We start from the raw sequence: 26492 nt of genomic DNA on the forward strand, positions 1-26492 counted from the left end.
CCCACTCCCCCTTACGACCAGGGAGATCTGACACCCCCGCCACGAACCCCTACCCCCACCGCCACCCCCCCGATTTCACCAAACCATTACTTTTCGTAACCCCTATGATTTCGATCTCCCTCAACCTCCCGGGCGTGTCGCCAACCCGTGACCTCCCCGTCTCCCAACCTCCACCTGATCACTCCCACCCTTCGCCTCTAGCGCCACCGCCCCCACCCATACGAGTCCCCATGACCACCGTGGGACCCCCATCCCACTGCACCCCACCCACCCCGCCCCACCCGGGTGTACGGGTTGTCCCACCCGGATGTGCGGTTCATCTCGACCTCGTATGTGAAGGCCGTCTCGCCCTGGTGTACGGATCCGCCCCGCCCTCGTGTACGGCTGCGTCCCACCCGGACGTACGGGTTCATCCCGACCTCATAAGGGAAGGCCGTCTCGCCCTGGCGTACCGATTCGCGCCGCCCTCACGTACGGCTGCGTCCCACCCAGATGTACGGGTTCATCCCGACCTCATAAGGGAGGGCCATCTCGCCCCGGTGTACGGATCCGCGCCCCCCTCGTGTACGGGGTGCGTCCCGCCCTCATGCAGAGGCCCCTTCTTCCCCTGCACGGGCTCGTCCCGCCCTCATGCAGGGGCTCGTCCCCGCCCGCGTGCATGGACCCGTCCCCCGTCCTCGTGCACGGGCCCGTATTCGGCGCCGCGTCGGCGGGAGGTGGTACGGCGAATCCGGCGCCTCTTACGGCGCCAGGCCGGACAGCTCTCACCTCATGTGCGGGATCGGCGTGGAGTGGCGGCCAGCGTGACCGCGAGGGGGACGGGGATGCCGGTGCGTCGGAGGGCGGTGGCGGCCTCGGTCAAGGTGGTGCCGGTGGTCACGATGTCGTCGATGAGGACGGCGACCAGGTCACCGGAGGCCCAGGAGGCCGGGGACCGTCGTCGTACGACCAGGGCGCCTGACAGGTTGGCGGCACGCTGAGCGGCGCTGAGGCCGGCCTGGTCGTGGACCTTCCGGTGGTGTTTGAGTGCGGGGACGAAGACGGCGGGACATCCGAGACCGCGGAGACGGTGCGCCACGGACGCGGCCAAGCGCCCTATGGGGTCGTGGCCGCGCCGGCGTACGGCCGGACCTGTGCTGGGGACTGGAACCATCGCCAGCGGGCCGGCAGGCAGGGTCGGCACCGAGAGCAGCACCGAGACGAGAACGTCGGCGAGCGGGCGAACCAGGGCCGTACGGCCCCGCTCCTTGTAGGCGAGGACGAGCTTGCGGACGGCTCCCCGATAGGGGCCCGCGGACCAGCACTCCGGCATCCCCCGCGGCGCGGGGACGGGCGGGCGCGGCGCGGGATCACCGCAAAGCTCCTCCACGCAGGCACGACACACCATCGCACCCGGCAGGCCACATCCGGCACAGGTCTGCGGCAGAACCAGATCGAGAAACGCAGAGAACACCCCCTCACCATGCCGCCCCCCACCGACGAACTCTCCGCCCTCAGCACCCCACTGTCCACAACCGGTCACCCACCGCAAGACGGCGCCGGCTTCGCCGCATCCCCCACCGTCGTGGCGCCGAACACAGCCCGCACAGCAGGACGCCACAACGGCGTGTGGCTGGAGTGGGTCCACCCCACTCACCCGCGTACGGTGCGCCTCAAGGGCAGCATGCGAGGCGGAGGCCGTCCGGCTGAGCACCGTACGAGGCGCCGGATTCGCCGTACCACCTCCCGCCGTCGCGGCGCCGGATACGTGGCCGTACACGAGGACGCGAACAACGGCGAGGGGGTGGGGGTCCGGCCCCATCCATGCACGTCAACCGCGTACGGGTGCGGCCCAGGTGTGATCGATTTGCGGTGGGGGCGGGAAGAGAACGGGGGGGTGGGGGTTAGCCGAGGGGGTAGACGGGAGGGCTGGCGCCGGATTTGACCAGGGTGGTCCATTGTTTCTTTTGGGGGTCCCAGGCGACTATGCCGCCGTCGGCGGTGCCTGCCAGGACGGGGAGGGGGTCGGGGGCGGCGGTGATGGACTCTATGCGGCTGGCGGCTTTGGCGGTGTCGGCGCGGATGCCTTGGGTCACGGACCAGGGGGTCAGTTCGCGTTCGGACTTCTTCTTGGTGAGGACCAGGAGGGTGCTGGCGTCGCGCCAGGCTATGTCGCTGATTTCCTGCGCGTCTTCGGCGGGGACCAGGACGCGGAGGTTCTGGACCTGGAGCTTGGCGCGGTCGATGGTGCCGACGAGGACGCGTTGGCCGTGGCCGTCGTCGGAGATGACCGCGACTCTGGCGCCGTCGCGGGCCACCCGGAAGGCCGACACGTCGGTGGGGGTCAACTGGGGGGCGGCGACCAGGGTGGGAGGGCCTGAGGGGCCGCCGGAGCGGTAGACCTTGGAGGTGCCGTCGTCCCTGACCACGGACCAGACGAAGCCGTAGCGGTCCCAGGAGGGGGCGGTGGGTTTGGCGCCGGGGATCCAGCGTTGCCATTGGCTGCCGGGGGCCATGCCGCTGACCCAGACGCCGCCGTCCTGAGCCAGGGCGGCGATCTTCGCGGAGCGTTCGTAGGAGACCGCCAGGTCGGTGAAGCGCCGGCCTTGGGCGTCGCCGGGACCGGGGAGGACGGGGTTCTCGCGTTCCTTGTCGATCACGTGGAGCTTGCCCTGTTGCAGGAAGTAGGCCTGGGCCTCGCCGGACAGGACGTCGGGGTTGAAACGGTCGTAGTCACGTGGGTCGATGATGAACGCGCCGCCGGGGAACGTCTCGCCGTTGACGCGTACCTCGATGCGGCGGGACTCGGTCATCGGCTTGAGCGTCCAGGCGAGTTGCGCCGACAGGGCCTCGCGGTCGGCGGAGTCGCGCACCGCCTCGACGATGCCGTAGGTGAAGTCGATCACCACCAGGTCGCCGTCCGCCACCACGCTGTTGACGTTCACCTCGGTGCCGAGCGCCGGCCGGACGGCCCCCTGCAGCGGCCGGGTGGGGCCGTCGATGAGCCGGTCCACCAGCGACTTGGCGAGGCTCTCCCTCGGGTTGATCGGCACCCGTACCTGGTCCACGACCAGGCCCTCGGCGCCGTCGGCCGCGAAGGTCAGGTCGAAGGGGCGGTACGCGCGCTTGAAGTCGTCGTTGGACAGCAGCAGCCCGGCGGGCGCCGACGAGATGCGCCACTGGCCGGCCACCTTGATCAGGGTGAAGCCCATGGTCAGTTCGGACCCGGTCTCCGTTTCGCTCGGCACGTAGTGGCTGTCGCCGTCCACGGTGCCGAGCAGCGTGGTGCGCAGCGTGACCCGCGCCTCCTGGACGCCGTCCCGCAGGGGGTCGCTGGTCAGGGACCGCTGGTCGTAGATGGAGATCCCGTCGTAGGGGCTCCAGCTCCGCTGCGCCTCCCCGGTGAGGTACTTGCGTGCGACCGTGCGCGTGAGGTCGTCGAAACTGGCCGCGGCGGCGAGGAAGCCGCTGACGATCTCGTTCGGCGACCCGTTCGGCTTGGGGTCGGCGGCCAGGATGCGCACGAACGGCCGGCTGAGCGGGTCGCCTTCGCTGGCCCCCCGAGCGGGGAAGACGTTCCCCACGGGCGGCACCGTGGAGCAGGACGCGCAGGCCAGCACCACGAGCAGCACGGCGGCCAGGCCCCCGAGCAGGCGCCGGGAGCGGAGCGGGGACGACGGGAGCGGCCGGTCAGTCGCCATCGAAGTGCCTCTCGATCGCCGGGGCCAGCACCGGCGTGGCGGCACCGCGCCAGTGGCGGCGCATCTCGATCTCGGGGGGCACCAGCGGCAACGGCGAACCGCGCAGCTCGGTGCCCGCCTGGCGGGGCAGGGACAGGCGGAACTGCGACCCCTCGCCCTGCACGCCCCACGCCTGGAGCCACCCGCCGTGCAGCAGGGCGTCCTCACGGGAGATCGCCAGGCCGAGCCCGGTGCCGCCGATGGTGCGGGCCCGGGACGGGTCGGCGCGCCAGAAGCGGTCGAACACCATGTTCTCCTCGCCGGGCTTCAGCCCGACCCCGTGGTCGCGCACCGCCACGGCCACCGCGTCGCGGTCGGCGCCCAGGGTGACGACGATGTCGCGCCCCTCGCCGTGCTCGATGGCGTTGAACAGCAGGTTGCGCAGGATGCGCTCCACCCGCCGGCTGTCCACCTCGGCCATGCATGGTTCGTTGGGCAGCCGCAGGTCCAGCCGGGTCGCCTTGCGCTCGGCGAGCGGCTGGGAGTCGCCGACGGCCCGCAGCACGACGTCGCGCATGTCCACCGAGTCGATGTCGAGCGTGGCGGCGCCCGCGTCGTACCGGCTGATCTCCAGCAGGTCGGCGAGCATGGACTCGAAACGCTCGAGCTGCGCCTGCATCAGCTCGGCCGACCGCGCGGCGGCGGGCTCGAAGTCCTCGCGCGCCTCGTACAGCAGGTCGGCGGCCATGCGCACGGTGGTCAGCGGGGTGCGCAGCTCGTGGGAGACGTCGGAGACGAACTGCCGCTGGACGTGCGACAGCTCCTCAAGCTGGTGGATCTTGAGCGCCAGGTTGGAGGCCATCTCGTTGAACGACACCGCGAGCCGCGCCAGGTCGTCCTCACCGCGGATGCGCAGCCGTTCCTCCAGCCGGCCCGCGGCGAGGCGTTCGGCGGCCTGGCGGGTGAGCCGCACCGGCGTGACGACCTGCCGGGTGACCAGGAACGCGACGGCGGCGAGCAGCAGCACCAGGGCCACGCCGACCACGACGAGCCACTGCTGGACCAGCGACAGCGTGTGCACGTCGTCGTCGAGCGGGAAGAAGTGGTAGACCTCGTAGTCGCCGTACACCGTGGGCACCAGCGCGCCGATGGCGAGCGCCGGCACCGGTTTGGACGTGCCGACGTAGTACAGCGAGGTGTAGATGGCCTGCGGGGTGTCCTTGACCTGCCGCACCTTGTCGCGCAGCTTCGGCGTCACGCTGCGCGGGTCGACGTTGCCGGTGCCGCGGTCGTCCCCCACGCGGTCGGCGTTGAGGATCACCACGCTGTACCGCGACTCGGCCCGCCGGGCGAGGGCGTCCGCGGCCTGGTCGACCGGGCTGTCCATCTGGACGTCGTCGCCGTCCGGCGCCGAGGCGGACTGCCGGTTCGGGGTCACGACGGGCGGGGTGAGGTAGCTCGCGACGGTCGTCACGTTGGCCTGGGCCTCGGACGTGGCGGAGTTGATGCGCCCGCGCAGCACCGCCGTGTCGATCATCTGCATGAGGAAGAACCCCAGCACCGCCACCACGGTCATCGAAATGACCAGGGTGCTGGTGACCACCCGGAGCTGGAGGGAGCGCCGCCACACGCGGCGCGCCTTCCCGGCCGTGCGGCGGGCGCGCCTGCGCACCCCGCGCACGATCTGGCGCGGCGTGCGCCGCGCCTTCTTCTTCGGCTTCGGCCGCGAAGGTCCGCGGGCGGGGGTCGGGGAGGACATGGGGACGTCCGGGAGGTAGCCGGCGCGCGGCTTACGCCGGACCAGCCTTGTAGCCCACGCCGCGGACGGTCACCACGATCTCCGGGTGCTCGGGGTCCTTCTCGATCTTGGCGCGCAGCCGCTGGACGTGGACGTTCACCAGGCGCGTGTCGGCGGCGTGGCGGTAGCCCCACACCTGCTCCAGCAGCACCTCGCGGGTGAACACCTGACGCGGCTTGCGGGCCAGCGCCACCAGCAGGTCGAACTCCAGCGGGGTGAGGTTCACCGTGTCCTCGCCGCGCTTCACCGAGTGGCCGGCGACGTCGATGGTGATGTCGCCGATCTGCAGCACCTCGGGGGTCGGCTCGTCGGTGCGGCGCAGCCGGGCGCGCACCCGGGCGACGAGCTCCTTCGGCTTGAACGGCTTGACGATGTAGTCGTCGGCGCCGGACTCCAGGCCGAGCACCACGTCGATGGTGTCGCTCTTGGCGGTGAGCATCACGATCGGCACGCCGGACTCGGCCCGGATGCGGCGGCACACGTCGATGCCGTCCGCGCCGGGCAGCATCAGGTCGAGCAGCACCAGATCAGGACGGGTGTCACGGAACGCGTCCAGCGCCTTGTCCCCATCGGATACGAACGACGGCTCGAAGCCCTCGCCCCGAAGGACAATGCCGAGCATCTCAGCGAGAGCGGCGTCGTCGTCGACGACCAGCACGCGTCCTTTCATAGCCCCTCATTCGTTATGCACATCTGTGTGGGAGTTCGAGGCGAATGCCGCACGACCGACCGAAGGCTACCCGCCGCACCTCTCCGGGTGATAAACGACCGAACATTAGCTTCACCGAAAGCCGAATTTTAGGCGCAGCTTACGGAACAAGCCAATGATCTGGCCTGATGGACCCGCCGCGTGGCGTGGCGCGGCCACGAACCGTACCTTCCCAAGTCTGCGTCATGAGATGCGGGTCCGGTCAACCGGTGGCTCCATCCGGCGCCCGACCGCCCCGGGCAGGGGCGCGACATGCCAGGATTGGGATATGTCAGACGGTCACGGCTCCCCGTCCAGCACTCCCCCGGGCTGGGCGCAGAACCAGCCTCCGCCCTACGCCGCGCCGGGGCAGCAGCCGTGGACCGCTCCCGGCGATCCGCAGGACGCCGGATCAGGGGCCGTTCCCCCAGGTCAGGGGCAGGGACCGCCGCAGGGCGGATATCCGCCGCCCCAAGGGGGCTTCCCGCCGCCGGGCGGGCCCGGGCAGCCGGGGTACGGACCGCCCCCCGGGTACGGGCCACCGCCGGGCCAGGGGCCCGGGTACGGGGCACCCGGCCAGGGGCCTGGACACGCGCCGCCGCCCGGATACGGGCAGCCGCAGGGCGGGTACGGGCCCGGGTACGGCTACCGGCCGCCGCCGCCCGCGTTGCGGCCGGGCATCATCCCGCTGCGCCCCCTCGGCCTCGGGGACATCCTGGACGGCACCATCAAGCTGATCCGGTCCAACCCCAAGGCCACCCTGGGCCTGTCCGCCATCGCCGCGGCGATCGGCACGCTGCCGGTGGCCGTCGGCCAGGCGATCTACTACCGGTCGGTCGGCGACCTGTTCACCGGCACCTCCGTGCGGTCCGACGCCGATGTGTCCATGGGCGGGCTCGCCTCCCAGCTCGGCGGCTCGCTGTTGTCGCTGGTCGTGCAGTTCTTCCTGGTGACGATCCTCACCGGCATGCTCACCCGGGTGCTCGGCCGGGCCGTGTTCGGCGGCCGGATCACCGTGGGGGAGGCCTGGCGGCTCACCCGGTCGCGCATCGGCCCGCTGATCGGGCTCGCCCTGCTCACCGCGCTCATCGTGGCCGCGCCGCTGCTCCTCATCGCCGCGCTGGTCGCGGGGCTGCTGGCGATCCGGTCCGGCGGCGGGGCGATCGCCGCCGTGACGGTGCTGTTCGGCCTGATCTACATCGGGTACGCGCTGTTCATGACCGCCCGCCTGTCGCTCGCCGCGCCGGCGGTGGTGCTGGAGGGGCGCGGCGTGACGGACGCGATCCGCCGGTCGTGGGGCCTGGTGGGCGGGTCGTTCTGGCGGGTGCTCGGCATCCTGCTGCTCACCTGGATCCTCACCGCGCTGCTCGGCGCCATCCTCGCCGTGCCGGTCGAGGTCGCCAGCGTGCTGGTGTCGGTGGCGGGCCGGGGCGCGTTGTGGGCCACCGTGGCGACCACGATCCTGTTCACCATCAGCGGCGTGCTCAGCGCGATGATCACCTATCCCATCCAGGCGGGTGTCAACGGCCTGCTGTACACCGACCGCCGGATGCGCGCCGAGGCGTTCGACCTGGTGCTGCAGACCGCCGCCGTCGAGCAGCACCGCCAGGGCTGGGTGCCCGCCTCCGCCGACGAGCTGTGGCACCCCTCGCACGCCGCAGGCCCGGCCGGGGCCACGCCCGCCGGAGCGCCGTGATCCTCCGCACCGCCGCCGCGGCGGCCTTCGACGACATCGGGCGCGACGAGGCGCGGCGCCGTGCCGTCGAGGAGCTGATCAAGCCGGAGTACCAGCAGGAGTCGCTGCTGGAGCGGGCCGTCCGGCTGATCCGTGAGTTCTTCGACGCGCTGCTGGACAGCGCGCCGGGCGGCGTGCCCGGCGGGGTCGTCGCGCTCGTCATCGTCATCGTCGTCATCGGGGCGCTGATCGCGCTGATCGCCTGGCAGGGGCGCAGGGCCACCCGCGGGCGGCGGGCCGCCGAGGCGCTGCTCGGGCCGGTCGCACGCACCGCGGACGAGCACCGCGCCGAGGCCGAGCGCCTCGCGGGCGAGTCGCGGTGGGCGGAGGCGATCAGGGAACGGCTGCGCGCCATCGCCCGCGACCTGGAGCACCGGGCCGTCGTGACCCCGCAGCCCGGCCGTACGGCCGACGAGCTCGCCGAGGCCGCCGGCCGGGAACTGCCCGCGCACGCGGCCCGCCTGGCGTCCGCGGCCCGCCTGTTCGACGAGGTCACCTACGGCGCCGCCCCCGGCACCCCGGAGGGCTACCAGGAGATGACCAGCCTCGACGAGGCCCTCCGCACCGCCAGGCCCGCCCTGCTCACCGCGTCCCCGGCCGGTGCGCGATGACCGCGACCGCAGCCGGGTGCCGCGCTCTCCTCCGGGGTGCGCGATGACCGCGACCATGACCAGGGCCGCGCTCTCCTGCGGGGGTGCGCGATGACCGTCGCGCCGCCGCGGGAAGCCGCGGCGTCGGTGCCCGTCTCGCCGACCGCGCGGAGCATGTGGCGGGGCGGGCGGGGGATCGCGGTCATCGGGGCGCTGATCCTGCTGGTGTCGGTGGTGACCGTGCTGTTCACCGGCACCTCGACCGAGGGCAGGCCGCTCGACCCGGCGGACACCACGCTGAACGGCTCCAAGGCGCTGGCCGAGATCCTGCGGCGGCAGGGGGTGCGGGTCGAGCGGGTCACCTCGGTGGAGGAGGCCGTCCGGCTGGACGGGCCGGACCGGCTGATGCTGATCTCGGCGGTGCCGCAGCTCTTCGACCCGGCGGCGGCGCGGGCCCTCGCGGCCACCCGGGCCGACCGGCTGCTCGTCGGCGCGATCCCCAGCATGGAGGAGTTCGGCGCCGGCATCACCCTGAAGGAGCGCACGTCGGTGCGCTCCCGGGAGCCGCGCTGCGACCTGCCCGCCGCCGCCCTGGCCGGCGGCGCCTACATCGGCGGGGCGACGTACAGCGTGCCCCGGGGCGGCGTCACCTGCTACCCGGACGACCTCGGGCCGAGCCTCGCCCGCGTCACCGGCGCACGCACGGTGACGGCGGTCGGGGACGGCGCGTTCATGAGCAACCAGCGGCTCGCCGAGGACGGCAACGCCGCGCTGGCGATCAACCTCGCCGGCGCCCGGCCGGTGCTGATCTGGCTGGTGCCGCCGGACGAGACGCCCGGCTCCCCCGGCGCGGGCACCGCGAGCCTGGTCGACCTGCTGCCGCGCGGCATCCCCTGGGCGGTGCTGCAGCTAGGCGTGGCCGTGCTGCTCGTCGCGCTCTGGCGGGTGCGGCGCCTCGGCCCGGTCGTGGTCGAACGGCTTCCGGTGGTCGTCCGGGCGGCCGAGACCGTGGAGGGCCGCGGCCGCCTGTACCGGGCGCGCCGGGCACGGGGCCAGGCGGCGGCCGCGCTGCGGGCCGCGAGCGTGGCCCGGCTGACGCCGCGGCTCGGCCTGAACGCGGACGCCACCCCCGAGCAGATCGCCGCCATCGCGGCCGCGCGGACCGGGCGGGAGCCCACCTGGGTCCGCGCCGTGATGTTCGGCCCGCCCCCCTCCGACGACGCCGGGCTCGTGGCCCTGGCGAGTCACCTGGACACCTTGGAAAGGCAGGTACGAGAGCCGTGACCACACCTCCGCCGGGAGCTCCCCAGAGCGGACCCCCCGGCCCTTCCTGGCCCGCGGCTTCGCCCGGCCCCACCGGCCCGTACGGCTCCCCACCGGAGCCGGCGCAGGGCCCCGAGAGCCAGGACACCAGCCGGAACACGGGTGCCATGGAGCCCGAGTACGGCTCGCCCCAGGGCGGCTCGTACGGCACTTCCCAGGGGACGCAGCAGGGCGGCCACGGCTCCTCTCAGGGTGCCCCGCAGGCAGGCCCCCCTCAGGGTGCCCCGCCGCCGGGCACGCCTCAGAGCGCCCCGCAGCCGGGCACGACGCCCCAGGGTGCCCCGTACGGCACGGCCGCCGAGCCGTCGCGCGGCACGCCGGAGCGGGACGGGCCCGACATGAACCAGACCATCGCGTACGGCGGCACGGCCGTCGCACCCACCGGGGCCGCGGGGGCGCGGGAGGCGCTCGGGGCGTTGCGGGCCGAGGTGGCCAAGGCCGTGGTGGGGCAGGACGCCGTGGTGACCGGGCTGGTGATCGCGCTGCTGTGCCGGGGGCACGTGCTGCTGGAAGGTGTGCCGGGTGTCGCCAAGACGCTGCTGGTGCGCACGCTGGCCTCCACCTTGGCGCTGGACTTCAAGCGGGTGCAGTTCACGCCGGACCTCATGCCGGGCGACGTCACCGGCTCACTGGTGTACGACGCGCGGACGGCGGAGTTCGCCTTCCGCGAGGGCCCGCTGTTCACCAACCTGCTGCTCGCCGACGAGATCAACCGCACGCCGCCGAAGACGCAGGCCGCGCTGCTTGAGGCGATGGAGGAACGGCAGGTCAGCGTGGAGGGCTCGGCCCGGCAGCTCCCCGACCCGTTCGTGGTGGTGGCCACGCAGAACCCCATCGAGTACGAGGGCACCTACCAGCTCCCCGAGGCCCAGCTCGACCGGTTCCTGCTCAAGCTGACCGTGCCGCTGCCGCCGCGCGACCAGGAGATCGCCGTGCTGGAGCGGCACGCCCTCGGCTTCGACCCCAAGGACCTGTCGCACGTCAAGCAGGTGGCCACCGCCGCCGACCTCGCCGCCGGGCGTGCCGAGGTGGGCCGGGTGCACGTGGCCTCCGAGGTGCTCGGGTACGTCGTGGACCTCGCCCGCGCCACCCGCATGTCGCCGTCCCTGCAGCTCGGCGTCTCCCCGCGTGGTGCCACCGCGCTGCTCGCCGCCGCCCGGGCCTGGGCGTGGTTGTCCGGCCGCGCGTACGTCACCCCGGACGACGTGAAGGCGCTGGCCAAGCCCGCCCTGCGGCACCGGGTGCAGCTCCGGCCCGAGGCGGAGCTCGAAGGCGCCACGGCGGACGGCCTGCTGGACGGCGTGCTCGCCTCGGTCCCGGTCCCGCGCTGATGGCTCTCACCGGCCGGGCGGGCCTGATCGCCGCGATCGGCGCCGTGGTGGTGCTGTTCGCGCCGGAGCCCGGCTACGCGCTGCTCGGCCTGTTCCTGCTGGTCGCGGCGCTGGTCGCGGTCGATCTGCTGTTCGCGGGGAGTGTGCGGCCGCTGCGGTTCCGCAGGGACGGCGAGCGGCTGGTGCGGCTCGGCGGGAGCGTCGCGGTGGAGCTGACCGTGGAGAACCCCGGGTCACGGCGGGTGCGGGGTTCGCTGCGGGACGCCTGGCCGCCCTCGGCCGGGGCGAGTCCCCGCCGGCAGCGGCTGGACGTGCCGTCCGGTGAGCGCCGCAGGCTCGTCACCACGCTGACGCCGGCGCGGCGCGGCGACCGTGAGGCGGCGACGATCACCGTGCGGTCCCTCGGCCCGCTCGGCGTGGCGGCCCGCCAGGGCTCGCACCTCGTGCCGTGGACCGTGCGCGTGCTGCCGCCGTTCCTGAGCCGCAAGCACCTGCCCGCCAAGCTGGCCCGCCTGCGCGAGCTGGAGGGCCAGCACCCGGCCCTGGTGCGCGGCCAGGGCACCGAGTTCGACTCCCTGCGCGAGTACGTCGTGGGCGACGACGTACGCTCCATCGACTGGCGCGCCAGCGCCCGCCGCGCCGACGTCGTGGTCCGCACCTGGCGTCCCGAACGCGACCGCCGCGTCCTCATCGTCCTGGACACCGGCCGCACCTCGGCGGGCCGCGTCGGCGTCTCCCCGTTCGCGCCGCCCGGCTCCCCGGCGTCCACCGGCTCCGGCTCCCCGGCGCCGGCCCACTCCGGCCGGCCGGCGGGGGACGGCTTCACCGCGGCCGGGGACGGCGGGTGGCCGCGTCTGGACTGGTCGATGGACGCGGCGCTGCTGCTCGCCGCGCTCGCGGGGCGGGCGGGCGACCGGGTCGACTTCCTGGCCTTCGACCGCGCCGTGCGGGCCTGGACGACCGGCGGTTCGCGGTCGGACTCGCTGCCCGCGCTGGTCAACGTGATGGCGCCCATCGAGGCGGAGCTGGTGGAGTCCGACTCGGCCGGCATGGTGGCCGCCATCCTGGCCCGCGCCAAGCGGCGGTGCCTGGTGGTCCTGCTGACCGACCTGAACTCCACCGCCATGGACGAGGGCCTGCTCCAGGTGCTCCCCCAGCTCACCTCCCGCCACCTGGTGCTGGTCGCCGCCGTGGCCGACCCCCGCGTCGCCGAGATGGCCGCCGGCCGGGGCACCCCCGAGCGCGTGTACGACGCCGCCGCGGCCGAACGCCTGCGCGACGACCGCGCCCGCCTCACCGCACACCTGCGCCGCCACGGCTGCGAGGTCGTGGACGCCGTCCCCGACGACCTGGCCCCCGCCCTCGCCGACACCTACCTGGCCCTGAAAGCCGCCGGCCGCCTCTGACCTGCCCCCAACTCCGGCCACCCCATCCGCCCACCGGCCCACCACCCCATCCGCCCACCGGCACACCACCACATCCGCCCACCGGCACACCACCACCGCCACATCCGCCCACCGGCACCGGGCCACCGGGCCACCGGGCCACCGGGCCACCTCGGCCACCCGGCCAACCGGCCAACCGGCCACCGGGCCAACCGGGCCACCAGGTCCACCGGGCCAACCGGGCCACCAGGGCCACCGGGGCCACCGGGCCACCGGTCCACCTGGGCCACCGGGCCACCGGTCCACCTGGGCCACCGGGCCACCGGTCCACCTGGGCCACCGGCCACCCGGTCACCCGGTCCCCCGGTCACCGAGCCACCCGGCCACCGAGCCAACCGGCCACCAGGCCACCAGGCCACCAGGCCACCAGGCCACCGGGGCCACCGGGGCCACCGGGGCCACCGGCCCACCGGCCCACCGGCCCACCGGCTCACCGGCACCGGGCCACCGGGCCACCCGGCCACCGGGCCAACCGGCCACCCGGCCACCGGGCCAACCGGCCACCCGGCCACCCGGCCAACCGGCCACCCGGCCACCGAGCCACCGAGCCACCCGGCCACCGAGCCAACCGGCCACCAGGCCACCGGGGCCACCGGCGGACGGACCCGCCCCGCAGGCACACACCCGCCCCGCCCTGTGCGACATAGCGTCGGCCCCCATATCACGCTTCGGGTGGCATTCGCTACAAAAAGCTGGTTGAGGCGGTCGGCACGCTTTACGATCCGTATCCGCAGACACGCGGCGGGGGATGGGCGGATGATGCGGTTGCGTGATCGTTGGCCGTTGCTGATGGTGGCCGTGGTGGCGGTGCTGGTCGTCATCGGGGTGGTCTCGCTGGCATTCGCGCCGGACCCGGCGACGCGGGCGGCGGTGCGGCCGGTCGGGCCGGGCGATGGAGCGCAGGCCGAGCGGGAACCGGGGCGGGAGCTGACCCTCGAACCTCTGCCCCCGTCCGGCACCGTGAACGCCACGCCCACCGAGAGCCTGCCGCTTCCCCCCTCGGCGCCGCCCTCGACGACCTCGGCCGGCCCGCCCGCGGACGCCCCGGAGCCGGTGGCGGCCCAGTACTTCGCCGCCTGGCAGGCGGGGGACTTCGCCACCATGGCGTCGCTGGCCGCCGACCCTCCGGCCGACTTCGCCGAACGGCACCGGCGGTTCACCGCCGAGCTGCGCGTCGCGTCGTTGTCCCTGACCCCCGGCGAGACCCGCAGGGTCGCCGAGGACGCCGCCGAGGCGGCCTTCCAGGGGGTACGGGAGATCACGGGGCTCGGGCGGTGGCCGTTCGAGTCGGTGGTGCGCCTCGGGCGCAGGGACGGCGTGTGGAAGGTGCTCTGGGCGCCGGAGACCCTGCACCCCTCGCTCAAGGACGGCGGGAGCCTGCGTCTCGTCGAGACCAAGGCGCCCCGGCCGGCGACGCTGACCCGCGAGGGCAAGCCGTTCCCCGCCGACAGCCGGGCGGGCGACCACTTCAGCGGCCTCAGCGCCACGCAGACCAAGCTGTCGCTGGAGGAGGTGCCGTCCGGCAAGGTGCTGCTGTCCTCCCCCGAGCCGGAGGACGGCACCCGCACCACCATCGCCAGGCGCGCCCAGTCCGCCGCCGCCCGCGCGCTCGACGGCGTCGGGCAGCCCGCGGCCGTCGTGGCGCTGGACATCGCGACGCGCGAGGTGCGGGCCGTGGCGGACACGCTCGGCGCCAAGGGGGCGTTCAACGGCCTGTACCCGCCCGGTTCGACGTTCAAGGTGGTGACGGCCGCCGCGCTGCTGCGCTCGGGCCTGACGCCGCAGTCGCCGGTGACCTGCCCCGCGGCGTACACGATCCCGAACGGCCGGAGCTTCGCCAACGCCGACGGCACCGACCACGGCACCGTGCCGCTCTCCACCGCCTTCGCGCGGTCGTGCAACACGACGTTCGTCAAGCAGGCCTACGAGCGGCTGCGTGACGACCGGCTGCGCGCCGAGGCGGCCGACCGGTTCGGGTTCCGCGAGAAGCCGGGCCTGAGCTCGTGCCGCATCCGCCCGTTCGCGACCCCCGACGAGCTCGGCGCGGATGCCATCGGGCAGAACTCGGTGCAGGCCAGCCCGCTGTGCATGGCCGAGGTTGCCGCCGCGGTGGCGAGCGGCGTGTGGCGGCAGGCCGTGGTGACGCCGGGGGCGGACGGCGGGGCGGCGGTGCCGCTGGACGACGGGGTGGCGGCGTCGTTGCGGTCCATGATGGCGGCCGTGGTCACCGATGGCACGGCCGCGCGGGCGGGGCTGCCGTCCGGGACGGCGGGCAAGACCGGCACCGCGGAGGTCGCGGGCGCGCGGACCCACGCCTGGTTCATCGGGTACCGCGACGGCCTGGCCTTCGCCGTCCTGGTCCTGAACGGCGGCTCGGGCGGCTCGGTCGCCGCGCCTGTCGCCGCCGAGTTCCTCAAGAGGCTCTAGGCCGGACGGGTCTAGGCGGACGGCGCGACGTCCGGGACGCGTTCCAGGTCGCCGGTCTCGCCCGCGCGCAGGGCGCGGCGGCCGAAGTAGACCACGTACGCCAGGAACGCCGCCTCGGCCACCACGCCGATGCCGACCCGCGCCCACGTGGGCAGGGGCGACGGCGTGACCAGGGCCTCGATCAGGCCGGACACCAGCAGCACGACCACCAGGCCGAGCGCGACGCTCACCACGGCCCTGCCCTGCTCGGCGAGGGCCTCGCCGCGGCGTCTCGGCCCGGGGTCGATGGCCGTCCAGCCGAGGCGCATGCCCACGGCGGCGGCGAGGAAGACGGCGGTCAGCTCCAGCAGGCCGTGCGGGGTGATCAGGCCGAAGAAGATGTCGAGGCGGTCCCGGGAGGCCATGAGGCCGCCGGCGACGCCGACGTTCACGGCGTTCTCCCACAGCACCCACGGGATGGGGATGCCGAGCACGACGGACATCGCGATGACCTGCAGGGACAGCCAGGCGTTGTTGATCCACACCTGGCCGGCGAACGCGGCGGCGGGGTGCTCGGAGTAGTAGTCGGCGAAGTCGTGCTCCACCAGTTGCCTGATGCGCTCCGGGCTCGCGATGGCGTTCTGGACCTCGGGGTTGCGCGCGATCCAGATGCCGACCAGCAGGGACACGGCGAGGAACACCGCCGACGTCGCCAGCCACCACCAGCGGGCGCGGTACGCCACGACGGGGAACGAGACGGTGAAGAACCGGCCGAACTCCCGCCACGCCGGGCTGTGCGCCCCCGTCACCGCGGAACGTGCCCGCGCGACGAGCGCCGACAGCCGTCCCACCAGCAGAAGGTCCGACCCCGCCCGCACGATGGACAGGTGGGTCGCCGCACGCTGATAGAGCTCGACCATCTCGTCCACCTCGGCACCGCTCAGCGAGCGCCGGCGCCGCACGAGGGTCTCCAGCCGGTCCCACTCAGGCTTGTGCGCGTTGACGAACGCGTCGATGTCCACGTCCCAGAGCCTATTGCCCACGGCCCGGCACGAGCGCCCCACGGCCTTCTCCGGGAGGAGGAGTGGGGGATATGGCCGGCGCGACCTCTCCCTCGCGCGTCGGCCATACCCATTCCCACGTCGCGGACCAATGCCCCAGTGGTCCGCTGCGACCCTGACTGCCCTCTGCCGGGCGAGGTATGCACACAGAAGGGAAAAAAGTTCAGGCGGGTGCCACGAAGCCGCCCGATGTGGCGGCCCCTCCCGGCGTTCCCGCAGGTGGGGGCAGGGGAACAGGCAACCCGGTGGGAGGCGGCGGCCTCATGATTCCTTGCGCCGCCCCGGCCGCGGACCCGTGCCAGCCACCGGGCATCCCCCCCTGAACCGGGCCGGACCCCTGCGGCGGAACGGCCGCCGGGCCCTGCCACTGTCCGGCCCCCGGGCCCTGCCACTGTCCGGCCCCCGGCCCCTGCCACTGCCCCGTACCCGGGCCGTGCCACTGCGCGGCGGCGGCGGGCGTGGCGGGCCCTCCGGGAAGGGGCGGCCGGCCGGGTGAGGTGAGGGGGCCGCGGGACATCTGGCGGGCCAGGCGGGCCTCGGTGCGGTGGCGGCGTTCGGCGAGGACGGCGGCGAGGTAGACGTACGGCGGCTCGCCGGGCGGGGGCGGCGGCGAGACGTACGAGGCGAACTCGGCCGCGATCCGCAGGCCCATCTCGTGCCGGACGCCGGGCGCGAGCTGGTGCCACCGCGACAGGTACTGCCGGGCCGCGGCCGCGATGCCCTCCGGCAGCCGGGACAACTCCAGCGTCCGCGCCCACGGGGCCATCCACGGCGGCATCTCCGGCGGCGGCGCCTGCCGCGGCCCCCGCTCCGAGATCACGATCGTCCCCGCGAACAGATCCCCCAGCCGCTTCCCCTGTGAAGAGATCAGCGAAGTGATCAGCGCCGGCGCCCCCAGCAGGAACCAGAACTCCACCACCCCCGCGAGCCCCCGGAACAACGCCTGCCGGAACCGCTCCGGCCCCCCGTCGTCACTCACCACCCGAAGCCCGAACACGAGCTTCCCCACACTCCGCCCCCGCGACAACGTCTCCGCCGCCACCGGGTACCCCACCAAGATCAGCGCACTCAGCAAGATGGCGACGGCCACCACCACCGCCTGCTCCGCCACGAACCCCAGCTGCCCCCAGACCCACCCGACCGCGTAGATCGCCAGCCCCTGCAAGATCCCGTCGATGAGCAACGCCAACGCCCGGGACGGCAACTGCGCCACCCGGACCTCAAGAACGACCGCTTCCCCAGTCACGACATCCGCCACGCCCACACCCTATTCCGCCCCAGAACAACCCGCCCGCCCGAAGCCACACCTCCCCCGCAGGTCCCGCTCAGCCCGCGCCCCGCCCCGGAAGGTTCCCGTCACGTCCTGGTATGTCAACGGCGCCGACGCGGCGGGACGTGGTGCGGCGGACCCGGCGCCGCTTCTACGGCGGCCCGCCGGGATCGGGACGGGAGAAGCGGAGGCGTAGAGCCTCGGCGGCTTCGCCCAGGCCTATGGCCTCATGGGGGAGCCAGCAGGCGGAGGAGTGGTCGCCGTCACCTGTCACACGGGACAGTGGGGGGCGTTCGGCGGCGCAGACGGGCATGGCGTAGCGGCAGTGGGGGTGGAAGGGGCAGCCGGAGGGGACGGGCCGGCTGCCGGGGGAGGATTCCCGCAGGCCCTTGGTGTACGGGTGGTGGGGGTGATGGCGGAGCGTGTGGGGGGCGGCGCGTTCCACCAGGCCCTTGGTGTACGGGTGGTGGGGGTGATGGAGGAGTGTGTGGGGGGCGGCGCGTTCCACGGGGAGTCCGGCGTACATCATGACGATCTCGTCGGTCATCGCGGTGGCGGTGCCGAGGTCGCGGGTGGCGAGCAGGAGGGCGGTGCCGGATTCCTGCCGTAGGCGGTGGATCAGATCGAGGACGGCGGTGGCCGCTGCGGGGGCGATGGCCTCCGCCGGGTCCTCCGCGATCAGCAATCTCGGGCCCGGTGCGAACGCCATGGCGATCATCACCCGGCGCCGCGTCTCCTCGGAGAGCTGGTACGGGTACTGCCTGGCTCGCCGCGCGGGATCGTCGAGCTCCACCCGTTCGAGCAGTTCCACCGCGCGCCCCCGGGCCGCGGGCCGGCCGACGCTCCGGTCGTGTGTTCTGATCAGGCTCGCGATCTGCCCCCCGACCCGGCGCAACGGATGCGGCCTGGTCGCGTCGCCGGGGAACAGGGTCCCGATCCCCGCGTGCCGGGCCCGCCGTCCCGGTCGCAGCAGGTCCGTCCCCTCGAACATCGCCTGGCCCGACACCTGGGCCTCCGGCAGCATCCCCGCCAGGGCCCGCACGCACTCGCGGGCTCCGCTGCCCGCCTCACCCACGACCGCGAGCGCACGACCGGTCTCGAGCACGAACGACAGCTCCCGCACCCCCGGCGTGGGGGGCACGCCGGAAGGGCCGCGGTGGCGCCGGGCCGCCGTCCCCCCGGGCGGGACGGTGACCGTCAGGTCCGTCACCTGGAGGAGGGGCATGCAGCTTGCGGAGTAGGGGGTGTCATGAAGGACAGGAACCCACTCCGGGGCGTGGGAAGTCGAGAGAGGTTATCCAAGTGTTGGGGAGGCGCGACCCATAAGTGATGCTGGTTTGATCGGGATTTGTCAGCGAATCGCGACAATGCCCGAGGGGTCAGGAGCCGAAGCGCCAGGAGCGCAGGTAGTCGGCCTGCACGGGGGTCAGCGCGTCGATGCCGATGCCGGCGGCGGCCAGTTTCAGGCGGGCGACCTCGGCGTCGATCTCGCCGGGGACGTCGTAGACGCCGGGAGAGAGGCGCACGCGTTCCTCGGCCAGCCAGGCCACGGCCAGAGCCTGCGCGGAGAACGACATGTCCATCACGGCGGCGGGGTGCCCCTCGGCGGCCGTCAGGTTGACCAGCCGGCCTTCGGCCAGCAGGAGGAGGCGGCGGCCGTCGGGGAGGATGTACTCGTCGGTGTAGGGGCGGACACCCAGGTGGACGTCGTGGGCCATGCCTTCCAGGGCCCGGACGTCGATCTCTATGTCGAAGTGGCCGGCGTTGGCGAGGATGGCGCCGTCCCTCATCTCGACGAAGTGCTCGCCGCGGATGACGTCACGGTTGCCGGTGACGGTGATGAACAGGTCGCCGATGCGGGCGGCCTCGGACATGGTGCGGACCTCGTAGCCCTGCAGGCTCGCGTCCAGGGCCTTCACGGGGTCGATCTCGGTGACGACGACGCGGGCGCCGTGGCCGCGGGCCCGCTCGGCGACGCCTCGGCCGCAGTAGCCGAAACCGGCGACGACGACGGTGCGGCCGGCGAGCAGCGTGTTGGTGGCGCGGGTGATGCCGTCCAGCGTGGACTGGCCGGTGCCGTAGCGGTTGTCGAACATCCGCTTGGTGCGGGTGTCGTTGACGGCGACCACGGGGAAACGCAAAGCCTGCTCGGCGGCCATCTGCCGCAGGCGGATCACGCCGGTCGTGGTCTCCTCGCAGCCGCCGCTGACGCCCTTGAGCAGCTCGGTGCGTTCGGTGTGCAGGGTGTTCACCAGGTCGCACCCGTCGTCCAGCACGATGTCCGGGCCGATGTCCAGCGCCTGGTTGATGTGCCGGTAGTAGGTGTCGCGGTCCACCCCGGCCCGCGCGTACACCTCCATGCCGTACGAGCGCAGCGCCGCGGCGACGTCGTTCTGGGTGGACAACGGGTTGGACGCCGCGAGGGCCAGCTCGGCGCCGCCCGCGCGCAGCACGCCGACCGCCACGGCGGTCTCCGCGGTGACGTGCAGGCACGCGGCGATCTTCAGGCCGTCCAGCGGCCGGGTCTCGGCGAACCGCTCGCCGAGAGCGCGCAGGACGGGCATGGAGCGGAGCGCCCAGTCGATGCGCCGCTCGCCCGCTTCCGCCAGCGACGCGTCGGTGTTGTCCACGATGCCCCCCCATTGGACGAAGGTCCCCGTGCCGGTCGCGCACGGGGACCCTCATGCCGGCCGTACGGCCGGGCCGATCAAGCAGCCGATCAGTAGCGGTAGTGGTCCGGCTTGTACGGGCCCTCGACGTCCACGCCGATGTACTCCGCCTGCGCCTTGGTGAGCTCGGTCAGCTTCACGCCGAGCGCGTCGAGGTGAAGGCGCGCGACCTTCTCGTCCAGGTGCTTCGGCAGCGTGTACACGCCGATCGGGTACTCGTCCGTCTTGGTGAACAGCTCGATCTGGGCGATCACCTGGTTGGTGAACGAGTTGGACATCACGAAGCTCGGGTGGCCGGTGGCGCAGCCGAGGTTCATCAGGCGGCCCTCAGCCAGCACGATGATCGAGTGGCCGTCGGGGAAGGTCCAGGTGTGCACCTGCGGCTTGACCTCGGTCTTGACGATGCCGGGCACCTTGGCGAGGCCCGCCATGTCGATCTCGTTGTCGAAGTGGCCGATGTTGGACACGATCGCCTGGTGCTTCATGCGGCCCATGTGGTCGGCCGTGATGATGTCGTAGTTGCCGGTGGCGGTCACGAAGATGTCCGCGATGCCGACGACCTCGTCCAGGGTGGTGACCTGGTAGCCGTCCATGGCGGCCTGCAGCGCGCAGATCGGGTCGATCTCGGTGACGATGACCCGGGCGCCCTGGCCGCGCAGCGCGTCGGCGCAGCCCTTGCCGACGTCGCCGTAGCCGCAGACGACCGCGACCTTGCCGCCGATCAGCACGTCGGTGGCGCGGTTCAGGCCGTCGATCACGCTGTGGCGGCAGCCGTACTTGTTGTCGAACTTCGACTTGGTGACCGAGTCGTTGACGTTGATCGCCGGGAACAGCAGGGTGCCGTTCTTGAACATCTCGTACAGGCGGTGCACGCCGGTGGTGGTCTCCTCGGTGACGCCCTTGATGCCCTCGGCGACCTTGGTCCAACGGCCCTCGGAGGTCACGGTGCGGTGGAGGAGGTCGAGGATGATCTTCCACTCCTCGGAGTCCTCGTCCGAGGCGGACGGCACGACGCCGGCCTTCTCGTACTCGGCGCCCTTGTGGACGAGCAGGGTGGCGTCGCCTCCGTCGTCCAGGATCATGTTGGGGCCGGTGCCGTCAGGCCACGCGAGGGCCTGGTCGGTGCACCACCAGTACTCCTCCAGCGTCTCGCCCTTCCAGGCGAAGACCGGCACACCCTGGGGGTCCTCCACGGTGCCGGCCGGGCCGACCACCACGGCGGCGGCGGCGTGGTCCTGGGTGGAGAAAATGTTGCAGCTCACCCAGCGCACGTCGGCGCCGAGCTCGACCAGCGTCTCGATGAGCACCGCGGTCTGGATGGTCATGTGGAGCGAGCCCATGATCTTGGCCCCGCTCAGTGGACGCGCGCTGGCGTACTCACGGCGGATGGCCATCAGGCCCGGCATCTCGTGCTCGGCGAGCTGGATCTCCTTGCGGCCGAAATCGGCCAGCGCAAGGTCGGCGACCTTGAAGTCCATCTGTCTTCCCCTCAACCCGATCAAGTGCGTCTTCAGCGAGTTTACGAGCCGCCCCTAGCCGGACGCACGCTCGGGGCGGCAAATCTCACACAAGAATGTAAGAATTGGTCCCATGCGCATCACAGAGGCCGCCAAGCACCTCGGTCTGTCCCCCCGCATGCTCCGCTACCGGGAAGCGCTCGGCCTGCTCCCCCCCACCCGGGACCGGGGCTCGCACCGCCGGTTCGGCCCCGACGAGCTGGCCGCCGTCGGCCAGGCCATGGAGCTGGAACGCCGCTTCGACGTCTCCCCCGCCGAGCTGGCCTTCGGCCTGCGCGTGCTCAGCGAGCCCTCCGTCGCCCAGGCCGTACGCGACCTCGGCCTGCGGATCGGCCGCCTCCACGCCCCGCGCCGCGCCCTCGACTTCGAGAAGGAGAAGGCCCTGCGCCTGCTGCGCGGCCGGTGACGGTACGGCACGGCGCGCGAACGGCGACAGCGCGCCGCCGCACGGCGGGTCAGGTGGTGGCGGTCTCCGCGGGGGCGGACGTGGCGCGATCCTCGCGGTAGAGGTCCGGCTCGATGTAGATGACCCGCGCGATGGGCACGGCCTCGCGGATGCGGCGCTCGGCCTCGTCGATGCCGCGGGCGACCTCGGCCGCCGTGTCGTCGTGCCGGACGGCGATCTTGGCGGCGACCAGGAGCTCCTCGGGGCCGAGGTGCAGGGTGCGCAGGTGGATGACCTTGTCCACCTCGGGCGCGGCCTCGAGCGCGGCGCAGATCTGCTCCTCGGCCTCGGGGGCGGCGCTCTCGCCGATGAGCAGCGACTTGGTCTCCAGGGCCAGGATGATCGCGATGATGGCGAGCAGCACACCGATCATGAGGGTGCCGATGCCGTCCCACACGCCGTCCCCGGTGACCACGGCCATGGTGACGCCGAACAGCGCGAAGATCAGGCCGAGCAGCGCGCCGAGGTCCTCGAGGAGCACCACGGGCAGCTCGGGCGCCTTGGACCGCCGGATGAAGGTGATCCAGGACGCGTCGCCCTTGACGTGCATGGACTCCTTGATCGCGGTGCGGAACGAGAACGTCTCGGCGATGATCGCGAAGATCAGCACCCCGAACGCCCAGGCGGGCGACTCCACGTCGTGCGGGTGGCTGATCTTCTCGATGCCCTCGTACAGCGAGAACACCGCGCCGATGGTGAACAGCACCACCGCGACCACGAACGCGTAGAAGTAGCGCTCCCTGCCGTACCCGAACGGGTGCATGCGGCTCTCGCGCCGGCGCGACCGCCGGTCGCCGAGCAGCAGCAGCGCCTGGTTGCCGGAGTCGGCCACCGAGTGGACCGACTCCGCGAGCATCGAGGAGGAGCTCGTGAACAGGAATGCCACGAATTTGGCCACGGCGATCGCCAGGTTCGCGACCAATGCCGCGAGGATCGCTTTGGTACCGCCGCCCGCGCTCACCGCTGGTCGCCCCTTAATGGTCCGTGGTCGTGCGCATCCGTCCGTGCCCGCCACGCGCCGGGGTATTCGTGCGGATGCCGTTCCCGCCGGTCAGCGGGACATGGAAATCTTATTGGGTAATCCTTGCCTTCAGCTCGGCGATCGCCTTGACCGGGGTCGGGTCGAGACCGAAACCGATGGCCAGGTAGACGCTGCCGTAGTCGGCGAGGCCGATCAGGGAGGCCAGCCGCTCCAGCGCGTGGTCACCCTCCGCCGTGATCTGGCTGACCGGCACCCCGCGGTCCTCCGCCAGCCGCACCACCAGCGTGCGCCGCTTGGCGGCCCTGGGGTCCTCCTCGGTGTCACGCAGCGCGAACAGGCGCAGGGCGGGCGTGGCCTCGTCGCTGAAGATGTCCCTCTGGGCGAGCGGGCCGTCGAAGGCGGACACCAGGTCGTGCGCCGCCTCCGGAAGCTGTCCCCAGATAGCGGGATATTTCGCGTTTGTGTGGGTCTGGGAGGCCAGCCGGTACGCGCCGACCGCCGCCAGCGGGGACGCGCCCCAGATCATCGGGATCGACCCGGCGAGCTCGAGCGCCAGCGTCTTGCCCGGGTTGATGAACGAGTCGCTGGACGGCCGGCACCGGTGCGCGATGTCCTCCAGCCGCTGCGCCGTCGCCTCCACCACCTGCGGCCCGACGTCCACCAGCCCGAGCGCCGACACCGCCACCAGCAGCGGCATGGTGAGCCCCCACAGGTTGGCCCGCGGCCGGCCCACCGCGCCCGCCACCGGCACCACCGGCAGGTGCGGCGCGGCCGCCTGCTCGGCGATGGCCGCGAGCGGCGACTCCGACCGGCCCACCGTCACGAGACGGCAGCCCCGGCGCACGGCCTCGAGGGCCAGCGCCAGGGTCTCCTCGGTGAGGCCCGACGCCGACACCGCGATCAGCATGTCCGCGGCGCCCACCCAGCCCGGCAGGCGGTCCGAGCGGACCGTCACGATCGGGATCGGCGTGCCGGCGCCGCACACGGCGGCCAGCAGGTCGCCCACGATGGCAGAACCGCCCATGCCGGCCACCACGATGGCCCGGGGGCGGCCCTCCTCCGACAGGCGGGCCACCACCCCCGTCTCCAGCGCGGCACGGTGCGACGCGCGTACCTGCGCGCCGGAGGTCGCCACGGCGGGCAGCATGCCCGACGGGTCGCCCTCGAGGAGATAGCCCGGGTTGTCCAGCCGCTCGGGCTCGAAGGAGATCACGCCCGGCGAGCCTCGTCGACCAGCAGCACCGGGATGTCGTCGCGGATGGGGTAGACCAGGCCGCACGTCTCGGAGGTGCAGGCGAGCTCGTCGCTCTCCGGCACGGGGTTCAGCGGCGACTTGCAGGCCGGGCAGGCCAGGATGTCGAGCAGCCAGTCGTCGATCTTCATGGTCAGCTCCTCACGGCGGCGAGCACCTCGTCCCGTACCGCCGCCATCTGATGGTCGTCGGCCGCCTCGGCGTTCAGCCGGAGCAGCGGCTCGGTGTTGGACGGACGAAGATTGAACCACCAGCTCGGACCGGACACCGTGAGGCCGTCCAGTTCGTCCACGCTCAGCCCGTCGCGCCCGGCGTACTCGGCGCGGACACGGGCGATCACGGCGGCCTGGTCGTCCACCCGGCTGTTGATCTCGCCGGAGGCACTGTAGCGGGAGAAGCGGTCCATCAGGTGCGACAGCGGGCGGTCCTGCTCGCCGAGCGCGGCCAGCACGTGGAGCGCGGCCAGCATGCCGGAGTCGGCGAACCAGAAGTCGCGGAAGTAGTAGTGGGCGGAGTGCTCGCCGCCGAAGATCGCGCCGGTGCGGGCCATCTCGGCCTTGATGTAGGAGTGGCCGACCCGTGTGCGCACCGGCACGCCGCCGTGCTCGGCGATGATCTCGGGCACCGCCCGGGAGGTGATCAGGTTGTGGATGACGGGGGCGCCCGGGTGGCGGGCCAGCTCCCGCGTCGCCACCAGCGCGGTCACGGCGGAGGGCGGCACCGACTCGCCGCGCTCGTCCACCACCCAGCACCGGTCGGCGTCGCCGTCGAAGGCCAGCCCGAGGTCGGCGCTCTTGTCCACGACGGCGGCCCGCAGGTCCACGAGGTTCGCGGGCTCCAGCGGGTTGGCCTCGTGGTTGGGGAAGGTGCCGTCCAGCTCGAAGTACAGCGGGATGACCTCGACCGGCAGGCCGCCGAACACCGCGGGCACGGTGTGCCCCGCCATGCCGTTCCCCGCGTCCACCACGACACGCAGCGGCCGCAGCCCGGACAGGTCCACCAGCCCCCGCAGATGCGCGGCGTACCCGGCCAGCAGGTCCCGCGAGGTGACCGTCCCCGGCCGCCCCGCCCCCGCCGGGCCCGCGTCCGCCCGGCCGGCGTCCCGCCCCGCACCCGCCCGGCCGGCGTCCGGCCCCGTACCCACGCGGCCCGTGCCCGTCGCCGTGCCGTCACCGTGGAGGCCGGCACGCAGGATCTCGGCGGCGCGGTCGCGTACGGCGGTCAGGCCGGTCTCCGCGCTCATCGCCACCGCGCCGGCCCGGCACATCTTCATCCCGTTGTAGCGCGCCGGATTGTGACTGGCCGTAAACATCACGCCGGGTAGCCCCAGGCTGCCGCTGGCGTAGTAGAGAAGATCGGTGGAGCCGAGGCCCGCGTCGACGACGTCGGCGCCACGGCCGGTGACACCCCGCGCGAAGGCGGCGGCGAGCGGGGCGGAGGACTCCCGCATGTCCCGCGCGATCACGACCGCGGAGGCGCCGAGCACCTCGGCGAAGGCCGCGCCCACGGCCTCGGCGGTGTCCTCGTCGAACTCGGCCGGGACGACGCCACGGATGTCGTACGCCTTGAAGATCTTGGCGAGGTCGCCCACTACCGCTCCGCCTCTAGGTCGGCTCCGTTTCGACACCGAGCCTACTGGTTTCCCCCGGGCGTTCTACCATGCCCGGATCACCCGCCCCCCGGCTACCGCGACCCCTCACACCGCCTGACGCCTCGCCCGCCCGAGAACGCCGTCACCGCTCCACGTTCTGCTGCTGCTGCGCCGCGGACCGCAGCACCCGCAGGTGCCCGCGCCGCCCCACCTCCACCCCCTGCCCCACCGGCTCGCCCGAGGACGGCGCGGGGCGTGCGGCCTCGCGCACGGCGTTGGCCAGTGCCTCGAGGTCGTCGGTGGTCGGCTGTCCCGCCTCGGACGGCAGCCGCACGACCTCCCAGCCGCGTGGCGCCGTCAGCCGCTCCGCATGGTCCGCACAGAGGTCATAGCAGTGCGGTTCGACGTACGTCGCCAGCGGGCCGAGCACAGCGGTCGAGTCGGCGTAGACGTACGTGAGTGTGAAGACGGCAGGCTGCCTGCAGGCGGTACGGGAACAGCTGCGGACGGGGCTCACGGAGGGACCGTATCCGGTCCGCGTTGACATTGCCACCACCCCGCACCTCTTAACGAGCGTGTCGCCACAATTCGGGCACTTGCCTCCCGTTTACGGCCCCTAGAACCTCACCCAGAACTCCTTTGACACCCCGACCTGAACTCCCTGCCCGGGAGCCGTCCCCCGAGCACGGCCGTGCCCGGCCGGAAGGGGCCGGGCCGGCGAACCCGGAGG

At 73.1% G+C, this 26492-nt stretch carries 21 protein-coding genes; 7 read left to right on the forward strand and 14 right to left on the reverse strand.

From position 1 onward, the window contains the following. Positions 1-769 precede the first annotated feature (769 nt). From ABGB17_RS06665 to mtrA, 4 genes are all read right to left on the reverse strand, one after another. Positions 770-1369 carry a ComF family protein gene (locus tag ABGB17_RS06665; protein ID WP_347626911.1) on the reverse strand — a complete coding sequence of 200 codons (600 nt, stop codon included), beginning with the start codon at positions 1367-1369 and terminating at the stop codon, positions 770-772. Positions 1370-1883: 514 nt separating this feature from the next. Then, positions 1884-3680 (reverse strand): LpqB family beta-propeller domain-containing protein, encoded by a 1797-nt coding sequence (locus ABGB17_RS06670; protein ID WP_347626912.1) that lies wholly within the window; start codon positions 3678-3680, stop codon positions 1884-1886. Further along, on the reverse strand, positions 3670-5418 hold the full coding sequence (gene mtrB, locus ABGB17_RS06675; RefSeq protein ID WP_347626913.1) for an MtrAB system histidine kinase MtrB: 1749 nt from the start codon (positions 5416-5418) through the stop codon (positions 3670-3672). The genes ABGB17_RS06670 and mtrB overlap by 11 nt, the downstream gene beginning before the upstream one ends. Before the next feature lie 31 nt (positions 5419-5449). Continuing rightward, on the reverse strand, positions 5450-6127 hold the full coding sequence (gene mtrA / locus ABGB17_RS06680; protein ID WP_347626914.1) for an MtrAB system response regulator MtrA: 678 nt from the start codon (positions 6125-6127) through the stop codon (positions 5450-5452). A gap of 307 nt (positions 6128-6434) precedes the next feature. Between mtrA and ABGB17_RS06685 the strand changes: the two genes are divergently transcribed. The 6 genes from ABGB17_RS06685 (at position 6435) to ABGB17_RS06710 (ending at position 14996) form a co-directional block, all read left to right on the forward strand. Continuing rightward, positions 6435-7841, forward strand: a complete 1407-nt coding sequence (locus ABGB17_RS06685; RefSeq protein ID WP_347626915.1) for a glycerophosphoryl diester phosphodiesterase membrane domain-containing protein — start codon at positions 6435-6437, stop codon at positions 7839-7841. Then, entirely contained in the window at positions 7838-8491 is a 654-nt protein-coding gene (locus ABGB17_RS06690) for a DUF4129 domain-containing protein (protein WP_347626916.1), read from the forward strand. The genes ABGB17_RS06685 and ABGB17_RS06690 overlap by 4 nt, the downstream gene beginning before the upstream one ends. Positions 8492-8581: 90 nt before the next feature. Then, the gene (locus ABGB17_RS06695; protein ID WP_347626917.1) at positions 8582-9754 is read left to right on the forward strand and encodes a DUF4350 domain-containing protein; all 1173 of its coding nucleotides are present in this window, start codon (positions 8582-8584) and stop codon (positions 9752-9754) included. Between the two features lie 377 nt (positions 9755-10131). Then, entirely contained in the window at positions 10132-11124 is a 993-nt protein-coding gene (locus tag ABGB17_RS06700; RefSeq protein ID WP_347627157.1) for a MoxR family ATPase, read from the forward strand. Continuing rightward, positions 11124-12530 (forward strand): DUF58 domain-containing protein, encoded by a 1407-nt coding sequence (locus ABGB17_RS06705; RefSeq protein ID WP_347626918.1) that lies wholly within the window; start codon positions 11124-11126, stop codon positions 12528-12530. Before ABGB17_RS06700 ends, ABGB17_RS06705 begins: the two co-directional genes overlap by 1 nt. Positions 12531-13334: 804 nt before the next feature. After that, the gene (locus tag ABGB17_RS06710; RefSeq protein ID WP_347626919.1) at positions 13335-14996 is read left to right on the forward strand and encodes a penicillin-binding transpeptidase domain-containing protein; all 1662 of its coding nucleotides are present in this window, start codon (positions 13335-13337) and stop codon (positions 14994-14996) included. A gap of 11 nt (positions 14997-15007) precedes the next feature. Here ABGB17_RS06710 and ABGB17_RS06715 read toward each other — a convergent pair whose 3' ends face one another. The 5 genes from ABGB17_RS06715 to ahcY all read right to left on the reverse strand — a co-directional run bounded on the left by ABGB17_RS06715 (position 15008) and on the right by ahcY (position 21453). Continuing rightward, positions 15008-15997: a stage II sporulation protein M gene (locus ABGB17_RS06715; RefSeq protein ID WP_347626920.1), complete on the reverse strand. Its 990-nt coding sequence runs from the start codon at positions 15995-15997 to the stop codon at positions 15008-15010. Between the two features lie 202 nt (positions 15998-16199). After that, positions 16200-17294: an RDD family protein gene (locus ABGB17_RS06720; RefSeq protein WP_347626921.1), complete on the reverse strand. Its 1095-nt coding sequence runs from the start codon at positions 17292-17294 to the stop codon at positions 16200-16202. Between the two features lie 163 nt (positions 17295-17457). Beyond that, positions 17458-18516 (reverse strand): oligopeptide/dipeptide ABC transporter ATP-binding protein, encoded by a 1059-nt coding sequence (locus ABGB17_RS06725; RefSeq protein WP_347626922.1) that lies wholly within the window; start codon positions 18514-18516, stop codon positions 17458-17460. A 169-nt stretch (positions 18517-18685) separates the two neighbouring features. After that, positions 18686-19939 carry an adenosylhomocysteinase gene (locus ABGB17_RS06730; protein WP_347627158.1) on the reverse strand — a complete coding sequence of 418 codons (1254 nt, stop codon included), beginning with the start codon at positions 19937-19939 and terminating at the stop codon, positions 18686-18688. Positions 19940-20025: 86 nt separating this feature from the next. Further along, positions 20026-21453, reverse strand: a complete 1428-nt coding sequence (gene ahcY, locus ABGB17_RS06735) for an adenosylhomocysteinase (RefSeq protein ID WP_347626923.1) — start codon at positions 21451-21453, stop codon at positions 20026-20028. A 112-nt stretch (positions 21454-21565) separates the two neighbouring features. Here ahcY and ABGB17_RS06740 point away from each other — a divergent pair, with 112 nt between their 5' ends. Further along, the gene (locus ABGB17_RS06740; protein ID WP_347626924.1) at positions 21566-21898 is read left to right on the forward strand and encodes a MerR family DNA-binding transcriptional regulator; all 333 of its coding nucleotides are present in this window, start codon (positions 21566-21568) and stop codon (positions 21896-21898) included. Positions 21899-21947: 49 nt separating this feature from the next. On the opposite strand, the gene ABGB17_RS06745 is transcribed toward ABGB17_RS06740, so the two are convergent. The 5 genes from ABGB17_RS06745 to ABGB17_RS06765 form a co-directional block, all read right to left on the reverse strand. After that, on the reverse strand, positions 21948-22898 hold the full coding sequence (locus tag ABGB17_RS06745; RefSeq protein ID WP_347626925.1) for a cation diffusion facilitator family transporter: 951 nt from the start codon (positions 22896-22898) through the stop codon (positions 21948-21950). A gap of 109 nt (positions 22899-23007) precedes the next feature. Next, positions 23008-24132, reverse strand: coding sequence for an SIS domain-containing protein (locus ABGB17_RS06750; protein WP_347626926.1), 1125 nt, complete (start codon positions 24130-24132; stop codon positions 23008-23010). Next, positions 24129-24302, reverse strand: coding sequence for a Trm112 family protein (locus tag ABGB17_RS06755; protein WP_347626927.1), 174 nt, complete (start codon positions 24300-24302; stop codon positions 24129-24131). The genes ABGB17_RS06750 and ABGB17_RS06755 overlap by 4 nt, the downstream gene beginning before the upstream one ends. Before the next feature lie 2 nt (positions 24303-24304). After that, the gene (locus ABGB17_RS06760) at positions 24305-25762 is read right to left on the reverse strand and encodes a phosphomannomutase/phosphoglucomutase (RefSeq protein ID WP_347626928.1); all 1458 of its coding nucleotides are present in this window, start codon (positions 25760-25762) and stop codon (positions 24305-24307) included. Positions 25763-25904: 142 nt separating this feature from the next. Continuing rightward, positions 25905-26279: a DUF3499 domain-containing protein gene (locus ABGB17_RS06765; RefSeq protein ID WP_347626929.1), complete on the reverse strand. Its 375-nt coding sequence runs from the start codon at positions 26277-26279 to the stop codon at positions 25905-25907. Positions 26280-26492: the final 213 nt, after the last annotated feature.

It is taken from the genome of Sphaerisporangium sp. B11E5 (genome assembly GCF_039871875.1).
Taxonomy (GTDB): Bacteria; Actinomycetota; Actinomycetes; order Streptosporangiales; family Streptosporangiaceae; genus Sphaerisporangium.